This window comes from Candidatus Manganitrophaceae bacterium (assembly GCA_012960925.1).
In the GTDB taxonomy this organism is placed as follows: Bacteria; Nitrospirota; Nitrospiria; order SBBL01; family JAADHI01; genus DUAG01.
In genome coordinates this window covers 1-19,928 of the sequence record DUAG01000011.1, presented here as the reverse complement: position 1 = coordinate 19,928, position 19,928 = coordinate 1, and the positions used below count along the sequence as shown (strand labels likewise).

Sequence of the window (19,928 nt, the reverse complement as noted above, 5' to 3'; positions counted from 1 at the left end):
GTCTCGGAAGAATAAGCACCCGGCCTCTGAGTCTTCTCTTCCATAAATCTGTCCGAACGGGTACTTTCCGGCCATCTCTCAAAAGAGCAAGTATGCTTGACTTTTTTGGTATTCCTGATACCGTACGTCCAGAGATCAGACGGGGGTGTGGTATCCTTTATATCTGATGTTTAAGTGATTTACTCAAGGCTTTTCCTGAGAGGCATTTTATGGGGATTGAAGGGAGCGGTATGGATAGAATCGCGGATGCAATGCGTCGGCCTATTGAACAATACATGGAACAAATGCGCGGTCTGGCTGCGTCCAATGGACTGGCTTTAACGCTTTACGGTGCGATTACGGCAGGTTCATTCGATAAGAAACGGCATACGGTTCGGAGTGTCTTTGTCCTGAAAAAGGTTGATCTGAAGATGTTACGCGAACTGGCCAAAAATGGAATGAAACTCGGCAAGACCGGGATAGCCGCGCCCTTGATCATGACGCCGGAATATATTAATGCCTCCCTGGATACATTTCCGTTGGAATTGATCGAGATCCAGCAAAGTCATCTGACCCTTTTCGGAGAGGATTATTTCAAGGCGCTTTCATTCGAGGACGATGATATTCGGCATGCCTGTGAGCGGGAGTTAAAGAGCATCCTGATCGGAATGCGTCAGGGACTGTTGGCTGCGGCAGGTCGGGAAAAGCTCTTCGCCGAGGTCGAGGCCGATATTGCGGAACGCCTCATTCGGACACTCCGGGGCATCCTCTGGTTAAAAGGAAAGAAAGAACCTCACCCGGCATTGGAGGTTGCGAATGAGGTGGAAAAGGTGATCGAATTTAAATTGCCTGGATTGAAAGAAGTTCTCCGGATGTCAGGGGAACATGGCTGGGACGAATTTGTCATGCTTTATGGGGAGATCGAGGTTCTCGTGGAGATTGTTGATGCGTGGTAAGCGGATCTATTGTCCCCTTTTTATTTTTGTCCTGCTTGTTCTTGGATGGCCGTCTCTCTCAAGTGGAGAGGTCACGGTTCGGGACCCCGGACGTTTTATCGTCGATCAGGCCGGCATCATCAGTGGGGGAATCAAGCAGGGCATGGAAGGATGGCTGCGTGAGTTAGAGCAGAAGACGACCGCGCAGATCAAGGTCCTGACAGTGCAAACTACGGATGGTGAGGACGTCTTCGGCTTCGCGCAGCGTCATGCGGAGCTCTGGAAGCTGGGCCGGGCGAAGGAGGACAACGGCGTGTTGATCCTCCTGGCCGTGAAAGAGCGCCAGGTGAGGGTTCATGTGGGTTATGGACTCGAAGGGGTGCTTCCCGATTCGTGGGCGGGTTCCGCATCGCGGTCCGTCACGAAGCAATTTTTCAAGCAGGGCCAATTTGGCGAGGGGCTACACCGCTTGACGGTCCTCGTTGCCAACAAGGTGGCCGATGCCCAACAAGTGAAACTCAGCGGGATTCCTCCCCATCGTATGCGTGTTCGACAGCGCTCCCGGAGAAGAGGAGGTTTTCTCGGCGGGATACTTCCCTTATTGATGATGTACTTTCTCTTTTCTTCGATGGGCCGCCGCCGGGGTTACTCGCGCTGGGGAGGCGGGGGCGGAATGATGACCGGACTCCTGCTAGGCAGCATGCTGGGAGGGAGACGTTCCTCCTGGGGCGGGGGGTACGGCGGATCTTCGTTTGGAGGCGGGTCGTTTGGAGGAGGCGGTGGTTTTGGCGGCGGCGGCGGTGGTGCGGGCTGGTAGCAGTCGACCTGGCACGTTCACTTCCTGTTGTTTTGTAATGAGTGTGGAGAAATAAGATGGGTGCAAAGCGAATACTTTTGATTGTCCTGGGAGGGATTCTCGTCACGGTCCTGATGGCCGGGGGCTGTGTCTACTCCGGATACAATAAGGCTATTACTTATGACGAAGACGTAAAGAGCAGTTGGGCGCAGGTGGAGAACCAGTTGCAGCGTCGCTTCGAGTTGATTCCAAACCTGGTCGAGACCGTCAAAGGGATTGCCGGTCAGGAAGAGAAGATCTTCCTCGGGGTTGCGGAGGCGCGAAAGTCCTACTTTCAGGCAAACACGATTGGAGACAAGGCGCGGGCGGCCGGCGGGATGGAATCGGCACTTTCCCGTTTGCTGGTCTTGCGGGAGACCTATCCTCAGTTAAAATCAGATGCATCCTTTCTGAAGTTACAGGATCAACTGGAGGGGACAGAGAACCGGCTTTCCGTCGAACGAAAACGGTATAACGATTCCGTCAAGCAATTGAACACCTTTACCCGTAAGCTCCTCGGGCGCGTCTACGCAGGCCTGGCGGGAGTGGAAAAGGCCGAGTATTTTGAGATTGGTGATGAGGCGAGGAGTACGCCTAAGGTGAAATTCGGCGGTTAGGTCTTTGTCAGGACAACAGTCTCCCGAGGCCATGGGTTAAACCTCGGCTTTCCGGGTCTCGGCTTATTTCCGCTCCCAGAGCATCAGGAGTTCTTTTCCTTCCCGGTCGGGAAAGGAGCGGGGAGTCTTTTCTAATCGAAGTGTGAATTGAGGTGAGAAACGCTCAAGCAGTTCTTCTCTTGTGCAGCCGAAGGGAGGACCGCTTTCGGCTTGGATATGGTAGAACATCCCGATCAGACCCCCTCCCGGCTTGATCAGAGCCGCGACTGTTTTAACGTAGTCTCCCCTGAGGTCCGGGTTAAATGCGCAGAAAAATGTGTGTTCAAAGATCCAGTCGTAGGGGCCGAATTTTTTCTTAGGAAGATTAAAGAAGTCGGCCTGGATGAATTTGATCTTCTGAAGACCCTCCCGCTCAGCCAGTGGCCTTGCCTCCCGAATTGCCCCTTCAGTAATATCCATCCCCGTAACTTCAAACCCGGCCCTGGCCAGGGCCCTTGCTTCGTGTCCCCGTCCGCATCCCGGAACGAGGATGCTTCCAGCCTGAATTTGATTGTTTTTCAGGAGATCCATTAAGCCAGGTGACGCCGCTCCCTGATCCCAACCTGTATCTCCGTTTTGGTATCTCGCCTCCCAAAAGGCCGCGTCAACTTCTTCTTCGACCCGACCGATATGGGGATAGCGTTCTTCTTTCTGTTTATCCATTGGATGTTATGGCGAGGGAGGGTGTTCCTGACTGTCGGCCTTCATATTCGCTGATTTTTTCTTCGTATTCAAGTGTCAGGGCAATGTCATCGAGGCCTTTCAGAAGCGAGTTCCGTCGAAAGGGATCGATCTCAATTTTGATGTCAATTCCGTCATTCGAGGTGATCTGTTCTTTTTCCAGATTGACATCCAGTGTGTACCCAGGTGTCTTGCGAACCTTCTGAAAGATCGTCTCGATCTGCTCTTCACTCAGACAGACCGGAAGAATGCCATTCTTGAAGCAGTTGTTGTAAAAGATATCGGCGAATGACGGCGCAATAATGCAGCGAAAACCGTAATCCAGAAGCGCCCAGGGGGCATGCTCCCGTGAAGAGCCACAGCCGAAGTTTGCTCTTGTGATCAGGATCGTCGCATTCTTGTAGCGCTCGGCGTTCATCTCGAACGCGGGGTCCGGTTCTTTGCCATCGATGAACCGCCAATTGTAGAAGAGAAATTGACCGAATCCCGTACGCTCAATCCTTTTTAAAAATTGTTTCGGGATAATCTGGTCGGTATCCACGTCAGGAAGATCGAGCGGAGCAACGATTCCTTGTAACGTTGTAAAGGACTCCATCTACCCTTCCTCCGGAGGTGCATATTGACGAATATCAACAAAATGCCCTTCCACGGCGGCCGCGGCGGCCATGAGTGGACTGACCAGGTGGGTCCGACCTCCTTTGCCCTGCCGTCCCTCAAAATTTCGGTTAGAGGTCGAGGCACAGCGTTCTCCAGGTTCAAGGGTGTCGGGGTTCATCCCGAGACACATGGAACAGCCTGATTCACGCCAGTCAAATCCTGCCTCCTTAAATATCCGATCCAGACCCTCTTCTTCCGCTTGTTGCTTGATCTTCTGCGAACCGGGAACAACCATGGCGTCTACCTTTGAAGAGACATGTTTTCCCTGGACAAAGTGTGCCGCCCGGCGGAGGTCTTCAATGCGGGAGTTGGTGCAGGAGCCGATGAAGACCCGGGTGATGGCGATCTCTTCAATCGGTGTATTTGCCTTGAGCCCCATATACTCCAGAGCCCTTTCGGCTGATTTCCTTAGATTGGCATCCGACAGGTCGGCCGGATGCGGGACGCGCGCATCAATGGCGGCGACCTGGCCGGGGTTGGTTCCCCATGTGACCTGAGGGGCCAAAGATGCGACATCAATTTTTAAGCTGAGATCAAAGGACGCACCGGGATCACTCGGAAGTTTCCGCCACTCCGCGACCGCCGTATCAAAATTGGCCGGGGCGTATCGCCGTCCGCGCAGATACTTAAATGTCTTTTCATCCGGAGCGATCATTCCCGCCCGGGCGCCTGCCTCGATGGACATATTACAGATGGTCATGCGTTCTTCCATGCTCAAGGCCCGAATGCTCTCTCCACCATATTCAATAACATAGCCCGCGCCGCCTGCCGTGCCGATCTGACCGATAATGGCGAGGATCATATCTTTTGCTTCAATCCCAAAGGGACGCTTGCCATTGACTTCAATCAGAAAAGTTTTGGGTTTTTCCTGAATGAGACATTGGGTGGATAGAACATGCTCTACCTCACTGGTGCCGATGCCAAAGGCCAGTGTGCCGAATGCCCCATGTGTCGAGGTGTGACTGTCGCCGCAGACCAGGGTCACGCCTGGGAGAGTGAGTCCCAGATCGGGTCCTATCACATGAATAATTCCATGGTCGGGGCTCTTCAGGTCAAAAAGGGTAACACCGAATTCTTTGCAGTTTTCCGAAAGCGTATCGATCTGCTTTGCAGAGATTAAATCTTCAATCGGCAGGGACCGGTCTGTGGTTGGGACATTATGATCGGGTGTGGCAAAGGTCAACTCCGGACGGCGGACAGATCGACCGGAAAGTCTTAAGCCTTCAAAGGCCTGGGCAGAAGTGACTTCGTGTACAAGATGACGGTCGATGTAGAGCAGAGAAGGCCGTCCCGGTTCTTCGTGGACGATATGGGCCTCCCATATTTTTTCAAGCATCGTCTTTGGGGTCATGGGCTCTTTCAGGACATTCAACTCGAATGGAATTAAAAATTCTTCAACGATAAATTATTTTTGCACAGAAAAGCCATGGGCGCAAGCCTAATCCCCCGCCTAGGGGGCAAGAGGATATTTTCTATTTGTTGACGAGGTTTTGTTTCAGCGAGTTCTGTTTCGATTATCAGACCAGGAATAGCCGCTCTGGGAGCGTCCGGATGGACGTCTGGACGAGTTTCCGGACCGCCGGACGTTATCATTCCTACGAGTAAAGGGTCTGGGCGCGGGTTGCCTGGATCGGAAGGACTCGTCGCAATGATAGGCGTGTTCCATCTCGGCCGGCACCGACTTGCCCAGGAGGCGTTCGATGTCCCGTAGATTGGCTCTGTCCTCGGCGCAGCAAAACGAAATTGCCTCACCACTCGCCCCGGCACGTGCGGTGCGTCCGATACGGTGAACATAGGTTTCGGCCTCGACGGGAAGATCGTAGTTGATCACATGGGTGATGTCATCCACATCCAATCCTCGTGCAGCGACATCGGTGGCGACCAGGACGCGGGAGCGGCCACGCTTGAAATCGTCCAGGGCCTTGGTGCGGGCGGCCTGACTCTTGTTGCCGTGGATGGCGGTGCCGTTGATTCCGGCGGAGGACAGTTTTTTTACGACGCGGTTGGCGACATGTTTCATCTGCGTGAAAACAATGGCCTTATTGATTTCATGGGTTTTCAATAGGGAGACCAGAAGCGCATCTTTGTTGTTTTTTCCGACAAAGAGCACCTTCTGGTTGATTCGTTCAACCGCAGGTTTGTCTGGCGTAATGGTCACACGTATCGGGTTCCGGACCATGGTATGGGCCAACTCCAGCATTCTCGGGGCCATGGTGGCCGAGAAGAAGAGGGTCTGGCGCTTTTCTGGGATCATGGCCAAGACCCGCTTGATATCGGGAATGAAGCCCATGTCCAGCATGCGGTCCACCTCGTCAAGAATGAAAACCTCCACTTCATTCAGGTGGATGAATCCCTGCTGGATGAGATCCAGCAGGCGGCCGGGAGTGGCCACGAGAATATCAACCCCTCGGTTTAGCGCCTTGACCTGAGGCGTCTGGTTGACTCCGCCGAAGACCACGGTATGGCGGAGCCGCAGGAAGCGTCCATAGGTCCGGATGCTCTCCCCGATCTGTGCCGCCAGTTCGCGGGTCGGGGCGAGAATGAGGGCCCGGGGTGTTCCTCTTCGAGGTCTCCGGGCATCTTTTGAGAGCTTCTGGAGGAGCGGCAGGGTAAAAGCCGCGGTCTTCCCGGTGCCTGTCTGGGCGCTACCCAGAAGATCTCGTCCTTCCAAAAGGTGTGGGATGCTCTGCTCCTGGATCGGCGTGGGGGTGTGGTATTTCTCAGCGGCGACAGCCCGCTGAAGTTCCGGGATCAGGGTGGCAAAGACGCCTTGCGGGAGTTGGGGCTGCGCTTGAGCGGTGGGCGTACTGGGTGTGCGTGTGTCTATCGTTTCGTTCATTTCGTTTCCTCGTCCGGGGTTTTCACTTCTCTACCCGCCGGACGCGTGGAAAAGAAAGGACCGCAACAATCGCGGAAAAAATCGGGCGCCCCTGCCTTCATTGCCGGGATGCACTGCTTAATTGTTAGAAATCGCTTTTGGGATGGTACGGACGCGAACAGTGAACCTGCCGCGCGAGAGCATATTTCTATCGAGTCATGATACCGCACCATCGCAATGAATGCAAGCACTAAAATAAATCCGGATTCTGATTCCAAGGGATGCACTTAGTTTAAGGAATCATCCTTCCAGTATTTTGTGCCTTTAATCGTTGCCTGAAGGGCCAGGCCGCTCTCAGTCAACTGGTAGATCGTAATATTATCAAGAGTTGCCTCGCCCCCGATAGCCGCTCCTTTGTCGCTTGCCTTGAGGGCTGCATCTGCTTGAACGCCAAAAGCCCAGCCATGTTCTACAAAACGGTTCATGCTGGCGGTACTGTGGAAGATGAATACCACACGAAAGTCTTTAACGCCAAGGCCCAGCCCTAGGCCAACTTCAGCCATTCTCATAAACGTGTGTTTCCCTGTCTTGTTATTCTTGACGACCCCTTTTCCGCCGCCAAAACTGGCAAAAATGATATTGATGTTTGCGTTGCTGAAGACGGCATAACCCGGGGCACTTTTAATTTGAGATCTTACATCCGGTTTGTGTTTAAAGAGATCTGTGAGGACTTTATTCTTCATTGTGAGGATGGATTTTTGCTTGCTTGATGAAGCTTTAACTCCCGATGTGGCACATCCTCCCAGAGTGAACATCAGGAGAAAACAAATGGTGACCGATATGCGCTTCATGTTTACCCTCTTGTTTATCATTAAACAGCGTCATCCAAAAAAGAAGATGACTTCTTTTAGAAACACTCGATAAAATATACCACTTTTCAAGAACTTTGTATTTTTTGATCTGGGTGCGCTCTAACAAGGATATATTGTGATATGACTTTGTTCAGCGTAGAGTACTACCAGATCAACGAGGCGATGATCATGCGCTGGTTTCGTAGAACTCCGTACAGGACAAGGGGCATCCTTCTTTGGGGTTTTTTGATCGTATTCACCGGGGGGGGCATTTTCTTTTTTATGTCAGACCGGGAGGACACTTTTATCTATCCGGTACAGATCGCTGCAGGGGCCTACCATACCTGCAGTCGCTTTTCTGACAATAGCCTAAAATGCTGGGGAAGAAATGGGAACGGTCAACTGGGGAATGGAAGCTTTAAAAGAGCGCTTCTCCCGCAGAGTGTCTCGAAGATCACTTCTGCCAGCGTGGTTTCGACGGGTGGATTTCACACCTGCGTTCTTTTAGTAAACAGAAAGGTGAGTTGCTGGGGGACCAATGACAGCGGTCAGATCGGGGATGGCCTTTTCTCAGGCCGGCCTCATCCGAAAGAGATCTCTCAGATTGACGATGCCATCGACCTCTCTGCGGGGTCGCGTCATACCTGTGCCGTTTTCTTCGGCGGGACGGTCCGATGCTGGGGCGAGAACCGCAATGGTCAGCTTGGAATAGGGACCGTGCCGGACACCTCGTCCGTACCGATATCGGTTCCGGAGATTACCAAGGCCAGAGCGGTCTCCTCCGGCGGGAGTCACACTTGTGTTCTTCTTCAGGTCGGCCTGGTTGCCTGTTGGGGAGGCAACGATAAAGGTCAACTCGGGAGGGGCAACTTCAGTAAAACTGGCGGACCCTGGGTGGTTTCGGAACTTAAAAACGTAAGGGCCATCGCCGCCGGGGGGGAACACACCTGTGCCCTCCTTATAGATGGGTCAGTCTGGTGTTGGGGGGAAAACAACAACGGACAGCTCGGTACAGAAGAAGTTGGAAATGCACATGGTCCGGTGAGAATCCCTGGCATCATAGATGCCGTGGCGGTGACCTCCGGGGCATTTCATTCCTGTGCCCTCCTTAAGGAGGGCCGGTTAAGATGTTGGGGACGACGCGACAACGGCCAGCTCGGCGTCATCGATCTCTCTGGAGGAGGGGTTGTGATGGTTCCCGGGGTGACCTCTGCGGTCGCAATCACTACCGGGGCGTTTCACACTTGTATTCTTGATTCGGTGGGGGGGATAGAATGCTGGGGGGCCAATGACAGCGGACAGCTCGGGACCGGGGGGCCAAAAGGGCATGATCCGGCTCGCGGTTTTGTCGCCTTGCCTGAATCCTAGGGGCCTATCGGGGCAGGTTTCTTTAAACGGATAGGAAATGACTTGATTGATTTCTCAAAACAATAAAGGAGAGAGTATGGCGAAGATCATCACGGATTCCTGGGTGAAGGCCGATGTCGGCGATATGGAGATGGCGCTTGCCTTTTATGCGAAACTCGGACTCAAACCAACGATGCAAGTCCCGTCCTATTCCGAGTTGACCTTTCCAGGAGGAACCGTCTTGGGACTTCATCAGGTGAAGAAGGATGATCCCACGGGTCAAAAGGAAAAGGGTTCTAAAAATGGTTTTGTTCTTATGCTTCGAGTTCAAAACCTGGACCAGGTTGTGCGTGATCTGAAAAACGAAGGGCTTGAAATCAGCAAAATTGCGCATGCCCCCGGCGGGGCCGATTTTTCCTCTATCTATGATCCTGATGGCAACCGGCTTGTCCTGGTTGAGATGGGAGAGGCCTCTTGATCTGGAATTATCCTTGAGGAAGGCAGTTTCCACGTCCATGGCAGAGTTCAGTCAATATCCTGACAGGCTTCCGGATCATCAGGTCCGCGCACTGGTGCAGCTTCTGGCGGATGAAAATACGCACGTGGCCGAGACCGTAAGGGCCCAGCTCCTGGCACTGGGGACACGTGCTATCCCCTATCTCCATGGAATCCCGGAGCATCGAAACCCGGTTCTGCGTGAGGAGGCCGACAAGATGATTACGTGCATTCGGTTGGAGGAGGCTGCACAGCAATTCGAAGTTTTTTTGGAGGGCGATATCCACTTGGAGGAGGGGGCTTTTCTCCTCGCAAGAATGGCCTATCCCGATCTGGACGTTCAGGCGTATCGGCAGGACCTGGACGGTATGGCGAAGACCCTCAGCGAGCGTCTTCCTGCCGGCGGTGATGGTGATGCGACCCTCCGCATCGTCAATCACTACCTTTTTGTGGACCTCGCGTTCAGAGGGAATACCGAAGATTATACCAATCCGGAGAACAGTTATATTCACCGGGTTCTAGCCCGGAAGCTGGGCATCCCCATCTCCCTCTCTGCTGTTTGCCTCTTTATCGGACGAAGGCTGGGCCTGCCGTTCTTTGGCGTGGGCTTGCCTGGACATTTTATAGTCAGTTACCGTGGCGATTTGAACCCGTTATTTATTGATCCCTTCAATGCCGGGCAAATCCTGACCCGGGAACAGTGCATGCAGTTCATCACGCGGACCGGCCAGCACTGGCATGAAGACTATCTCTCCGTGACAGCGGACCGTGAAATACTCGCCCGTATGATACGAAACCTGGTTGCGAGTTATACGCGCCTCGGTGAAACCACTCTGGCGGAGCGGCTCTCAAGATGCCTTAAACGCCATGGTCATGAGGACGGAGCTTAAAAAGTCGTCAAGACTTCAGCCCTCTTATACGGGTGTGATGTGTTCCAGGATGATGACCCCGTTGTTCTTCCACTCTCCCTCTTCCCGGACGAGCTCATATCGGACGATGACGGTCACATGATCCACCCCGGTTACATGGACAATCGCATCAGCGTGGGTTCCGTCGTTCGACAGGACAATCCTGCCGAAAGTGCTCTTGCGAGACTGGGCGATTTGCGGAAAACCGTTTCGTACCATCACCTCAAATTCTGTACGCGACAATACAGACTGAATGTCTCTTGAGGCATATCGATATGCGACCTCATAGTCGTTGGCATTGAAAGCCTTAAGCTGTTGTTGTATGAGTGTCTTGATGCTGTCAATGGGAAGTTCAGTCGCATGGGCAGAGCTGGATATAAAAATCACGAAGGAGAGAACGACAAGACGAAGGGCAATTACCCCTTCTTTCTGCTTATCCTTGTTCATGATGAGACCTCTGTAAAAATTTACTACAAAATGGTACCGTCGAGGATGTGACATCCCCTCGTAGAACTGTACCATTGGTAAGAGAGTAAATCTTTTGTAACGATTTAGCTACCTATTCTTTCCTCCTGATTGTAGTGTTGGAAGGATTTTTTTCTTTTTCACGAAAGATTCTCCTCCTTATTTTCTTAGTGCTCCATAACCCCTGACGGAATAAGATGCGTGGCGGTTCTGTCTTCGTGAGGCCGGTCAGTTGTTTCGCTTAACGGTCTGGAAATCTCGTTCCATGAGATCGATTGCGACCTGGTTGCGGCCGTTTCGCTTGGCTTTATACAAGCCCCGGTCCGCTTCTGCCACGACTTCTTCCCAAGTGGATTTTCCTTCTGTGCTATCCAGTTTTTCTCCTATCCCGCCGCTAATCGTGACCACCTTGAAGCGATTCTTTCTGTGAGGAATGCATAATCAGCAAGACGTTTGACCATTCGTTGTCCCATAACCTCGGCCTGTTTTCCTGTCGTCTCAGGGAGGATCAGGAGAAATTCTTCACCCCCGTAGCGATAGAGACGATCCGATTGTCGGATAGAGGATTTCAGGCTATCTGCCACTTCTTTAAGGGCCTTGTCTCCCATCAAGTGTCCGTAGTCGTCGTTGTATTCCTTAAAGTGGTCGATATCCAGGAGAATGACAGAGTACGGTTTTTTGTAACGGATCGCCGCGCTGTGTGTGTATTGTAGGTCGACCTCCATGGCACGCCGATTTCCGATTCCAAGGAGGGCATCTTCGAGGGCAAGTGCTTTAAGCTCTTTATTTGCTTCCTTCAGTTCCTCTGTCTTTGTGGTGACAGAGAGCTCTACCAATCCCCTGATTTTCTCGATCATCATGAAATGGGAGCGGACGAGGTCTGTCTGTGTGAGCAGGCCGGCAATCTCGCCCAATGGGTTGACGACGGGGAGATGCCTAATCCTTTTACTTCGGGCGACGACGAGTGCATCAAATACAGTGACGGTGAGATCGAGCGTTATCGGAGGTGATGACATTATTTCAGAGGCGAACCCCTTCGTGGCGTCAGTACCTTTAAGCAAACTCGCCAGGACACGGATCAGATCGCGTTCTGTGATGATCCCAACCGGAGTTTTTTTCTCGGTGACAACGAGGCATGAATGCCGGTTTGCGTGTATTAGGCGAATCACCTCTGTGATTTTTGTTTCCGGGCTAACGCAGGTGACCTCCTTAGTCATCAACTCGTGGCTTTGAAGTTCATTCATTGTTTTCTCCAACGCTTATTTTAGGAAACATGTGCTTATCCCTACGGATGTTCTGTGGATTGTATTTCTTGACTAAATTGTTTCACCTCGACTAATTTTTGGTCAAGGTCTTCAGTGATTTCTTCCAGTAAAGGCTCACTCAAATTAAGGATATCCCATGTGGCAGACTGTATGGGAGGGACAAAAGGGTCCCCGGTGAAACCAAAGCCATTTGCCTTAATCAGGATATCGGCCAGGTGGACAACGGCGGCCTCCACTCTGTAAGCCTCCGACTTCTCAACATCATGGTGACATGTAATGGGTTCACATAATGCTTCAGGGAGACCCCAGGCCCTCACGGCCCATCCTCCGACTTCAGCATGGTCTACTCCAAGCATTTCCAATTCGGCCTCCTGCATGGAGACCTCATTTTCTTTGACCTGTGTGAGGAGATAAGCATAGTCATCTTTGAGTTTGGACTGAATGATCACCTTGCCGATATCGTGCAACAAGGCCGCAGTTGAGACCTCCTCTGCCTTCGCCACTTTGAGTCGTTTCGCAATGATATTGGCGGCCATGGCCGTCCCGAGTGAATGCTCCCAGAATCCCAGGGCATTTTCGTTCGTCATCTCAAAAATAATAGAGGTCAAGACCAGTCCCTTGACGGCCTTGGCCCCGAGCATGACCATTGCCGCCGGGATGGTTGAGACATGGCCCGGAAAGCCGTAGAATGGAGAATTTGCAAGACGGAGGATCCTGGCGGACAGGGTCTGATCAGACGAGATCAGTCTGGAAATGTCCTTGAAAGGCGTCTTGTTGTCGTCCAGTAGAGAGAGGACCTCTACGATGATCCCAGGGATGGTGGGGAGGGATCGGACGTCTTTAATCACCTTCATGAAGGTATTTTGTTTATTCTCCATGGTCATTCTCCATTGAACGGAGTAATTGTCTTCTCGTGATCTCTTTCAGTTTCATCATGCGTTGATTCCCGTCCAGGCGTTTGAATCGATCGTCCAATGCATCCAGACGCTCCTGGAGGTCATCGTCCCTTTCGAGTTTGACTGGACGTTCTTTCACGCAGAGGGATTGGATTCCCATCTCTGTTAAGCGTTCAATCAACACCTGGGTCAATTCTGTCCCTTTCCTGCAGATCGGAAGTAGATCTGAACCCCCTGGATGGGCGATGTCCTTCGCAAGGACCATCTTTTCTTTTGCAGACTCTAAGAGGATATCCTTCATGCCACCCTTTCTTTAGAGACCATCATAAGTACCCTGGCAACGACGCCATGAAGGATTAGATAAGTGTGTTGAACAGTTAGGTGTCATGTTTGCTTGTCCACGGATGATGGAGACCACTTTTGTTTTTGTAAGAGCACTTCCGCTACAGCCTCAGGCACAGGGCGACTGAAGAGATAGCCCTGTCCGTTATCGCACTCATTTTCCTGCAAAAAAAATAAGTTGTTCTTCTGTCTCTATCCCCTCGGCAACGACATCCATTCTCAAATTATGGGCAAGCGAAATGATCGCAGTGGTAATCACGGCATCATCTTCATCATGCGCGATATCATTCACAAAGGACCGATCAATTTTTAACGAGTTGATCGGGAAACGCTTCAGGTAGCCCAAGGAGGAATAGCCGGTACCAAAATCATCGATCGAAAGAGTCACCTCCTCATCTTTTAAGCTTTTGAAGCGTTTGATGGTCACATCTGTATTTTCCATTAACAACGACTCGGTCATCTCCAGGATCAAATCTTCAGGATCCAGCCCGGTTTCGTTTAGGGTCCGGGCGACCATATCAATAAAGTTCTCCTGTTTAAACTGGATAGCAGAGACATTGACTGCGATGGATATTTTCGGCAAGCCCTTAATCTGCCAGGCCTTGTTTTGGGCGCAGGCGGTGCGGAGCACCCATTCCCCGATGGGGATAATAAGACCGGTTTCTTCAGTAATCGGGATAAATTCTGCAGGGGAGATCAATCCCACCCCAGGTCGTTCCCAGCGGACGAGGGCCTCCATGCCGATGACCTGGCCTGTCCTGAGACATATCTGAGGTTGGTAATTCAGTCTGAACTCGCCCCGTTCTATGGCATGGATAAGGGCGGATTCTATCTTGAGGTTCTGATGGAGCTTGCTGTTCAGTCTGGGCGAATAGAGGTTAAACTGTCCTTTCCCTTTTTCTTTCGCGTGAGACATTGCCATATCGGCATTCTTTAGGAGGGTCTCGGTGTCTTCCCCATCGCTCGGATAGATGCTGATCCCGATGCTGCCATTGATCAACATTTCCTGCTGTTCGATCTTGAACGGCTGCTTCAGGGCCTTGAGTATCCGGTCACTTATCAGGATAACGTCTTCATCCTTTGAAATAACCGTCAGCAGGAGACCGAACTCGTCTCCCCCCATCCTGGCCAGGAAGTCATCCTTGCGCAGGCATTGTCCTAAGCGATGCGCCACAACCTCCAGCAAACAGTCACCGACATGGCGTCCCAGGCTTTCGTTTGTCAATTTAAAGCGGTCAAGGTCAAGGAATAGAATGGCCATCGTTTGATGATATCGCTTTGCCTGAGCGAGTCCTTGAGTGAGGCGGTCAAGAAACATGCTGCGATTGGGAAGGCCGGTTAAAGTATCGTAATGGGCCAAATGGTGCGCATGCTCTTCGATCTCTTTCTGCTTGGTGATATCCGTGTGTATCGCGAGGCAGTTATAGGGTTTGTCTTTTCCGTTGAGAAAGGGCGTAATTGTGGCATCGACCCAATAGATCGACCCATCCTTAGCCCTGTTTCTGAGTTCACCTTTCCAGGTCTTTCCTGAGGTAATCGTATCCCAAATTTGTGTAATGAAGTTTTTTGAGTGGTAGCTTGCATTGACAATGGGATGGTCCTCACCGAGCAGTTCTTCTCTGTTGTATTTTGAGATTTCACAAAATTTCTTATTCGCATATTGGAGGATTCCCTCTTCATCGGCAATGGTGACCATTACAGAATGATTCAGGGCATGCTTGAGTACGGCCAATTCCCCAGGGATGACCTCCGGCCCATTCCTTAAATCCTTCATCGTATTGTTTTTGAGTCTATTAAGCACAGTATTTCCATATCGGAAGGAAAGGAGTAAAACTTGAGGTTTTTCCGGAAAAGGTCTCGCCCGAAGCAGGGAAACAGGCGATAAAGATCTAGTGCCATGTTTCATTCGGGGCAGGTCGACATCCTTCATCTTCAGGCGAAGATGAAGGATGTTGTTGTCTTGGGATTTATCCTTTCGGGTACCTGGCCTGAAGTTCTTTGAGCCGGTTCTTGTTTTTATTGAGTTTCGGGAGGGCATACTTCTCATCGATCGCAATGACTCCATTGAGGCAGTAGATCGCTGCTTTGAGGTCTCCTGCGGACTCATACAATGAAGCCTGGTGGTAGAGGGACGCGGCACAGCCCATCTCATCTTTGATCTGATGATAGAAAGAATAGGCCGCTTTGCTGAGCCGGAGCGCGTCTGTCTTCTCTCCGATCCCTTCTTTTGCCTTGGCGAGGCGATGAGAAGCATCGGCGCACAACCTGGGGCGATTGAGTTTATTTGCCAGGGCCATCCCCTTTTCGGCATATTTCAGGGAAGTATGAGGTTCTGAGCATTGAACCAGGGCAAGGGAGATGTTTCCGTAAAGCACGGCCAATTCCTCCTCTTTCCCCGAGCGTTCCAGGAGGAGGATGCCTTGTTTGTAAAAATGAATTCCTTTCTCAGCGTTCCCTTGGTCGGTATAGAGATTGCCTATATTTACATAGGTGACGCCCAGGCGACCATAGTCTTCGATGCGCCGGAGAATCTCCATGCCCTTTTTATAATATCCAATTGCATCATCAATTTTTCCGATCACACCATAGACATTCCCGATGTTCCCGTAAAGATCTGCCAGGGGAGCCGGATCTTCGCGAATGCCCTTCACGGATTTGAGGTAAAAGGTCAAGGCACTGCCGTAGTCTCCTCTCGAGAATGCGTCATTTCCTTGTTGCATGAGGGTATAGGGGTCCATCATTTTTTGTATTGGAATATCTTTATCGCGCCATGGGAAGCGCGCCTGCCTGTGCCTCGGCGTGGTAGGAACTCCGAACGAGGGGGCCGGACTCGACATGAGAGAGTCCCATCTCTTCCCCCTCTCTTTTAAGCGCCGCGAATTCATCCGGGTGGACGAAACGGTCGATGGGAAGATGTAAGGCCGTCGGCTGGAGATATTGGCCGAGGGTGAGAATGTCGCAGCCGACCTCTGCCAGGTCGGCCATCACGTTGCGGACCTCATCGATCGTCTCACCCAGACCGAGCATCAGTCCTGTTTTTGTGAGTAGCCCGTCTATTTTTGCCCGGACCAGAACCTGCAATGATCGCTCGTATCGGGCTTGAGGCCGAACCTGCCGGTAGAGCCGTGGGACGGTCTCTATATTATGGGCCAGAATGTCGGGGCTGGCAGCCAGGACGATCTCAAGCGCGTTTTTCTTCCCCTGGAAATCGGGGATGAGGACTTCGAGCGTACATTTCGGAGAGCGCGCACGGATTTGTCGAATCGATTCGGCGAAGATCTCGGCCCCGCCGTTATCCAGTTCATCTCGATTGACCGACGTAATCACAGCATGGCCCAGGTCCAGGGCGGCGACCGCTTCGGCAAGGTGCGCCGGTTCGGATTGGTCCAGTTCATTTGGACGTCCGAATTGTACTGCGCAGAAACCGCAGCTGCGGGTGCAGATCTCCCCAAGGATCATAAAGGTTGCCGTGCCGTTATTCCAGCATTCCCATATATTGGGACACCGCGCCTCTTCGCAGACGGTATGAAGATCAAGCCTTTTCGCAAGGTGGCGGATCCTCAGATAATTCTCTCCCGTTTCCCGCTTGACTTTAAACCAGGAGGGAAGCCGTTCTGTCCGACGCTGCGGCGGCGTCAAAAAATGTTGTTCCGGCATGGTTGTGGCCTCTCGCCTTTATTAAGGAGAAAAGGTTAATGTTGTTGTCTGATGACCTGTTATTTCCGCGAGTGAGCTAGAATGCAGTATTCTGATCAAGACCGGATATTGTGCAAAGTTCGCTGAATGCCGGATCAAACCCAGTCTGATATCAAAGGACTATACAATAAAGTCTAGCATCGTAGATGTGAAAAATCAAAATTGGCAACGATCGCTCTTCAGTCTTACACTGGAAAAGCTTGTCATTGGTTTACAGGTCCGATATATTGAGGAATCCGGTTTTATTAGATGGAGGCGAGAATTTTCCTGGCCGAAAGGGAGTAAACTGCTAAATTATTTACTCGCCGGATCCCTCCGAAGAAGGACTGGGATTGAGTTTTCTGTGTGTGTTGAAGGTCAATGGTCTGGCAGGCCCTGTCCGTAATGGTGAAGATAAATAAGAATAAGGACGCCCTCACCCGCTGTCGCTGGGTCGATTTTACCAAGCCCATTTACATAGAATATCATGACAAGGAATGGGGTGTTCCTGTTCATGACGATCGAATCATCTTCGAGTTTCTGACGCTCGAATCTGCTCAGGCCGGCTTAAGCTGGTATACCGTTTTAAGAAAGCGTGAGAATTACCGGCTGGCCTTTGACCAGTTCAACCCAGAGAAGATCGCAAGATATGATGCAAAGCGGGTTGCACAGCTTTTGGGGAACCCGGGCATCATTCGAAATCGGCTCAAAGTGCTTGCCGCAATACACAACGCGCAGCACTTCCTGAACGTCCAGGAAGAATTCGGAAGTTTCGATAAATATATCTGGAAATTTGTTGATGGAAAACCGATCATCAATGAGATCAGAACGATAGAAGGCTATCAAACAACCACGAAAGAATCTGATGCAATGAGCAAGGACATGCGGAAACGGGGTTTTAAATTCATGGGTTCTACGATCTGCTATGCGCATATGCAGGCCACGGGGATGGTCGATGATCATTCGGTGAACTGTTTCCGTAAGCAGTTGTATCCTTCGAAGATGTGAGGGGGTTGCATGGAAATCCAAGATCGCTTAGGTCGGCCGCTTGTTTTTTCAGTGATCATCATGATGGTTCTGGCGTTCAACAGCTGTCGTGGCTTAATGAATAATCGGGCCGAGACCAAACCGGATCATTCTGATACTTCACTACGGACACGCACCTATACGGCCACTTATGAATCCTTTTTTGAGACCGCGGCGCATGTGACAGGATGGCTTCCCCGATGGGAGGTGGTAGAACAAGACATTGAGAATGGAAAGATCAGGGCGACGCGTCAAACGAGGATATTCCATTTTGTGGATGATGTTGAGATCAGTGTGAAACGGGTGAATGAGAATACATTGACGCTCGATGTCCTCTCGACTTCCCGTGTAGGAAAAGGGGACTTCGGACAAAATGGACGGAATATACGGGAATTTTTGAAGGGGATTGATGGGGAGATTGGATCAAACAACCCCAGATAAAGCATCTAAAATTCAATCTTTGTTGCAGAAATCTGTGGGAGGCTTAAAAGGGGTGAAACCATATGAACGAAGCAGAATTTAACACGGTTGTTGACGACACCTTAAATAAAATTGAAAGGGAACTTGATCGCTTAGATGTTGATCTTGACTATGAGACTTCAGACGGTTTGCTCAATTTGGAGTTTGAGAATGGCACCAAAATAATCCTCTCTCGCCAAACGCCGCTATCGCAGCTTTGGCTTGCCACCCCGACGGGGGCATACCATTTTGACTACGATGTCTCCCAACAGGTGTGGTTGGATGAAAAGGATAAAGTAACCTTATTCCGAGTTTTGAGTCAGCACTGCACAGAACATTCTGGTGGGGAGATTAATTTAGTAGAGCGACAGAGCTCCTAATTTTGAGATCGTGAAGATTCGACAACCTTGACGAAAGTTTGGTGCGGAAGCATATGTTTCTCTTTATGTACCAGGATGTGCCAAAGTAAAGACTGAACAGAGCCAACCAAAAGACATGTCAATATCAACCCGCCGCTGGTTTTAGAGGTTGAGCTTTACACAGCGAACTCAGGTAAAATAAGACCGTCGTAAAAATTAGAGTAGTTTCAAGTCCTCCAGCGGTAAGGAGTAAATCACCCGATAATTGCGGTAAACTGTTTCTATATCTTGCCATTTGTATTCACCTTCAGTTTTACACACAACGCCTGAGCTAGCCCGCGCTGAAAAGATATGTTCCAAAATTAGAGCGGAGATTCCGAGTCGGGTTAAGCGACTTGTTATGTGATTTATAGGAAGCTAGCGATAAATTTTGCAACAGGCTTTGTAAAATCATTATCTGTCCAATATTCACCATGCGCTAAAGGGTTCCAAGATGAGAAAACACCACCAACATTTATTGAAACATCTTTAGTCACTATTTTTTGTAATCGGGATTAATGGCCTTCAACGGATATGCTAAAACATCATCTGGATCATAATAGTTGAGCCATTTTGCCTTTTTCTTTAAATGCTGAGGCAACTTTTTTGGTGGAAACTCTATCGGTTCTACTTTTTCGTAGGCGAATGTAAATAACGGAATATTGCAGCCAAACGTAACCACTCCAGATAGTTTCTCCATTCGTTCAAAAGGGCTTATCTCAGCCTTCCTAGACTGCTGCATATCCCAGATATAATTTGACATAATGTGACCTCCAAGCGAGTGTGCCATTACAATGAGTGGCTTAGACTTAGATTGCAATCCATTCACATATAATGATTTGATACCCTTTTCTATTCGCTTATGGATTTTCTCATATGTGCTACTCCCTTTACTTCCCACTTTCTGATAAGCACTGGCATCACCCAAAGCAGAGAGCATAAATTTTCTCAATCCAATGTAATTAAGGTTGTTAGCTCTCTTTGCACTACGCAGGTATTCCTGTTATCGGCCTTCCAAAATATTTGCCCAGTATATAGGCTTCCAAGCAATAGCTTCGGGGGCTTTCCCAAAATCCGAAACCCGATCATTTAACTCCTCAATCATATCTACTGCAAAGTCAGGAGATTGAGAACCCATTCCGTGTATTATTACCACTGCCAACTCAGGAGTTATAACTGAAAGTGGTGTATTGAGTACTTGAAAAAAAGCGGCGTATCTGGTTGATTTGAAACTGCGAAT

General features: G+C 50.6%; 23 protein-coding genes and 1 pseudogene. 9 read left to right on the top strand and 15 right to left on the bottom strand.

All coding sequences use genetic code 11. The annotated features are described in order from the left end of the window. The first annotated feature begins 209 nt into the window (after positions 1–209). The 3 genes from EYQ01_01460 to EYQ01_01450 are packed head-to-tail and all read left to right on the top strand — an operon-like array spanning position 210 to position 2,366. The gene (locus tag EYQ01_01460; GenBank protein ID HIE64482.1) at positions 210–935 is read left to right on the top strand and encodes a hypothetical protein; all 726 of its coding nucleotides are present in this window, start codon (positions 210–212) and stop codon (positions 933–935) included. Next, positions 865–1,731 (top strand): TPM domain-containing protein, encoded by an 867-nt coding sequence (locus EYQ01_01455; GenBank protein ID HIE64481.1) that lies wholly within the window; start codon positions 865–867, stop codon positions 1,729–1,731. The genes EYQ01_01460 and EYQ01_01455 overlap by 71 nt, the downstream gene beginning before the upstream one ends. Positions 1,732–1,787: 56 nt before the next feature. After that, positions 1,788–2,366 (top strand): LemA family protein, encoded by a 579-nt coding sequence (locus EYQ01_01450; protein ID HIE64480.1) that lies wholly within the window; start codon positions 1,788–1,790, stop codon positions 2,364–2,366. Between the two features lie 63 nt (positions 2,367–2,429). Here the strand turns inward: EYQ01_01450 and EYQ01_01445 are convergent, their stop codons facing one another. From EYQ01_01445 to EYQ01_01425, 5 genes are all read right to left on the bottom strand, one after another. Beyond that, positions 2,430–3,068 (bottom strand): methyltransferase domain-containing protein, encoded by a 639-nt coding sequence (locus EYQ01_01445; GenBank protein ID HIE64479.1) that lies wholly within the window; start codon positions 3,066–3,068, stop codon positions 2,430–2,432. After that, positions 3,061–3,681 carry a 3-isopropylmalate dehydratase small subunit gene (gene leuD, locus EYQ01_01440; GenBank protein HIE64478.1) on the bottom strand — a complete coding sequence of 207 codons (621 nt, stop codon included), beginning with the start codon at positions 3,679–3,681 and terminating at the stop codon, positions 3,061–3,063. Before leuD ends, EYQ01_01445 begins: the two co-directional genes overlap by 8 nt. Then, complete coding sequence (leuC, locus tag EYQ01_01435) at positions 3,682–5,094, bottom strand: 3-isopropylmalate dehydratase large subunit (protein ID HIE64477.1); 1,413 nt, start codon at positions 5,092–5,094, stop codon at positions 3,682–3,684. A 144-nt stretch (positions 5,095–5,238) separates the two neighbouring features. Beyond that, a complete protein-coding gene (locus tag EYQ01_01430) occupies positions 5,239–6,582 on the bottom strand; it encodes a DEAD/DEAH box helicase (GenBank protein HIE64476.1) in 1,344 nt (447 codons plus the stop codon). 266 nt (positions 6,583–6,848) lie between these two features. Continuing rightward, the gene (locus EYQ01_01425) at positions 6,849–7,412 is read right to left on the bottom strand and encodes a hypothetical protein (GenBank protein HIE64475.1); all 564 of its coding nucleotides are present in this window, start codon (positions 7,410–7,412) and stop codon (positions 6,849–6,851) included. Positions 7,413–7,553: 141 nt separating this feature from the next. On the opposite strand from EYQ01_01425, the gene EYQ01_01420 reads away from it, so the two are divergent. The 3 genes from EYQ01_01420 (at position 7,554) to EYQ01_01410 (ending at position 10,144) form a co-directional block, all read left to right on the top strand. Beyond that, positions 7,554–8,780, top strand: coding sequence for a hypothetical protein (locus EYQ01_01420; protein HIE64474.1), 1,227 nt, complete (start codon positions 7,554–7,556; stop codon positions 8,778–8,780). Positions 8,781–8,856: 76 nt separating this feature from the next. Continuing rightward, positions 8,857–9,237 (top strand): VOC family protein, encoded by a 381-nt coding sequence (locus EYQ01_01415; GenBank protein HIE64473.1) that lies wholly within the window; start codon positions 8,857–8,859, stop codon positions 9,235–9,237. Further along, on the top strand, positions 9,152–10,144 hold the full coding sequence (locus EYQ01_01410; protein ID HIE64472.1) for a hypothetical protein: 993 nt from the start codon (positions 9,152–9,154) through the stop codon (positions 10,142–10,144). Before EYQ01_01415 ends, EYQ01_01410 begins: the two co-directional genes overlap by 86 nt. Before the next feature lie 24 nt (positions 10,145–10,168). Here the strand turns inward: EYQ01_01410 and EYQ01_01405 are convergent, their stop codons facing one another. The 8 genes from EYQ01_01405 to lipA form a co-directional block, all read right to left on the bottom strand. After that, positions 10,169–10,684: a DUF4864 domain-containing protein gene (locus EYQ01_01405; GenBank protein HIE64471.1), complete on the bottom strand. Its 516-nt coding sequence runs from the start codon at positions 10,682–10,684 to the stop codon at positions 10,169–10,171. A 171-nt stretch (positions 10,685–10,855) separates the two neighbouring features. Continuing rightward, complete coding sequence (locus tag EYQ01_01400; protein HIE64470.1) at positions 10,856–11,062, bottom strand: diguanylate cyclase; 207 nt, start codon at positions 11,060–11,062, stop codon at positions 10,856–10,858. Beyond that, on the bottom strand, positions 11,011–11,871 hold the full coding sequence (locus EYQ01_01395) for a diguanylate cyclase (GenBank protein ID HIE64469.1): 861 nt from the start codon (positions 11,869–11,871) through the stop codon (positions 11,011–11,013). The genes EYQ01_01400 and EYQ01_01395 overlap by 52 nt, the downstream gene beginning before the upstream one ends. Positions 11,872–11,912: 41 nt before the next feature. Next, the gene (locus tag EYQ01_01390) at positions 11,913–12,770 is read right to left on the bottom strand and encodes an HDOD domain-containing protein (protein ID HIE64468.1); all 858 of its coding nucleotides are present in this window, start codon (positions 12,768–12,770) and stop codon (positions 11,913–11,915) included. Then, positions 12,760–13,089 (bottom strand): hypothetical protein, encoded by a 330-nt coding sequence (locus tag EYQ01_01385; protein ID HIE64467.1) that lies wholly within the window; start codon positions 13,087–13,089, stop codon positions 12,760–12,762. The genes EYQ01_01390 and EYQ01_01385 overlap by 11 nt, the downstream gene beginning before the upstream one ends. A 195-nt stretch (positions 13,090–13,284) precedes the next feature. Further along, complete coding sequence (locus tag EYQ01_01380) at positions 13,285–15,282, bottom strand: GGDEF and EAL domain-containing protein (GenBank protein ID HIE64466.1); 1,998 nt, start codon at positions 15,280–15,282, stop codon at positions 13,285–13,287. After that, positions 15,098–16,015 carry a tetratricopeptide repeat protein gene (locus EYQ01_01375; GenBank protein ID HIE64465.1) on the bottom strand — a complete coding sequence of 306 codons (918 nt, stop codon included), beginning with the start codon at positions 16,013–16,015 and terminating at the stop codon, positions 15,098–15,100. Before EYQ01_01375 ends, EYQ01_01380 begins: the two co-directional genes overlap by 185 nt. After that, entirely contained in the window at positions 15,891–16,787 is an 897-nt protein-coding gene (lipA, locus tag EYQ01_01370) for a lipoyl synthase (protein ID HIE64464.1), read from the bottom strand. The genes EYQ01_01375 and lipA overlap by 125 nt, the downstream gene beginning before the upstream one ends. 423 nt (positions 16,788–17,210) lie before the next feature. Between lipA and EYQ01_01365 the strand changes: the two genes are divergently transcribed. The 3 genes from EYQ01_01365 (at position 17,211) to cyaY (ending at position 18,670) form a co-directional block, all read left to right on the top strand. Beyond that, the gene (locus EYQ01_01365; protein HIE64463.1) at positions 17,211–17,813 is read left to right on the top strand and encodes a DNA-3-methyladenine glycosylase I; all 603 of its coding nucleotides are present in this window, start codon (positions 17,211–17,213) and stop codon (positions 17,811–17,813) included. A gap of 9 nt (positions 17,814–17,822) precedes the next feature. After that, the gene (locus EYQ01_01360; GenBank protein ID HIE64462.1) at positions 17,823–18,272 is read left to right on the top strand and encodes a DUF1499 domain-containing protein; all 450 of its coding nucleotides are present in this window, start codon (positions 17,823–17,825) and stop codon (positions 18,270–18,272) included. Between the two features lie 62 nt (positions 18,273–18,334). Then, on the top strand, positions 18,335–18,670 hold the full coding sequence (gene cyaY / locus EYQ01_01355) for an iron donor protein CyaY (protein HIE64461.1): 336 nt from the start codon (positions 18,335–18,337) through the stop codon (positions 18,668–18,670). 161 nt (positions 18,671–18,831) lie between these two features. On the opposite strand, the pseudogene EYQ01_01350 reads toward cyaY, so the two are convergent. Together EYQ01_01350 and EYQ01_01345 are read right to left on the bottom strand one after the other, a co-directional pair. Beyond that, positions 18,832–18,944: pseudogene (locus EYQ01_01350) on the bottom strand (homocysteine S-methyltransferase). Positions 18,945–19,184: 240 nt separating this feature from the next. Then, positions 19,185–19,628, bottom strand: a complete 444-nt coding sequence (locus EYQ01_01345) for a hypothetical protein (protein HIE64460.1) — start codon at positions 19,626–19,628, stop codon at positions 19,185–19,187. Positions 19,629–19,928 lie beyond the last annotated feature (300 nt).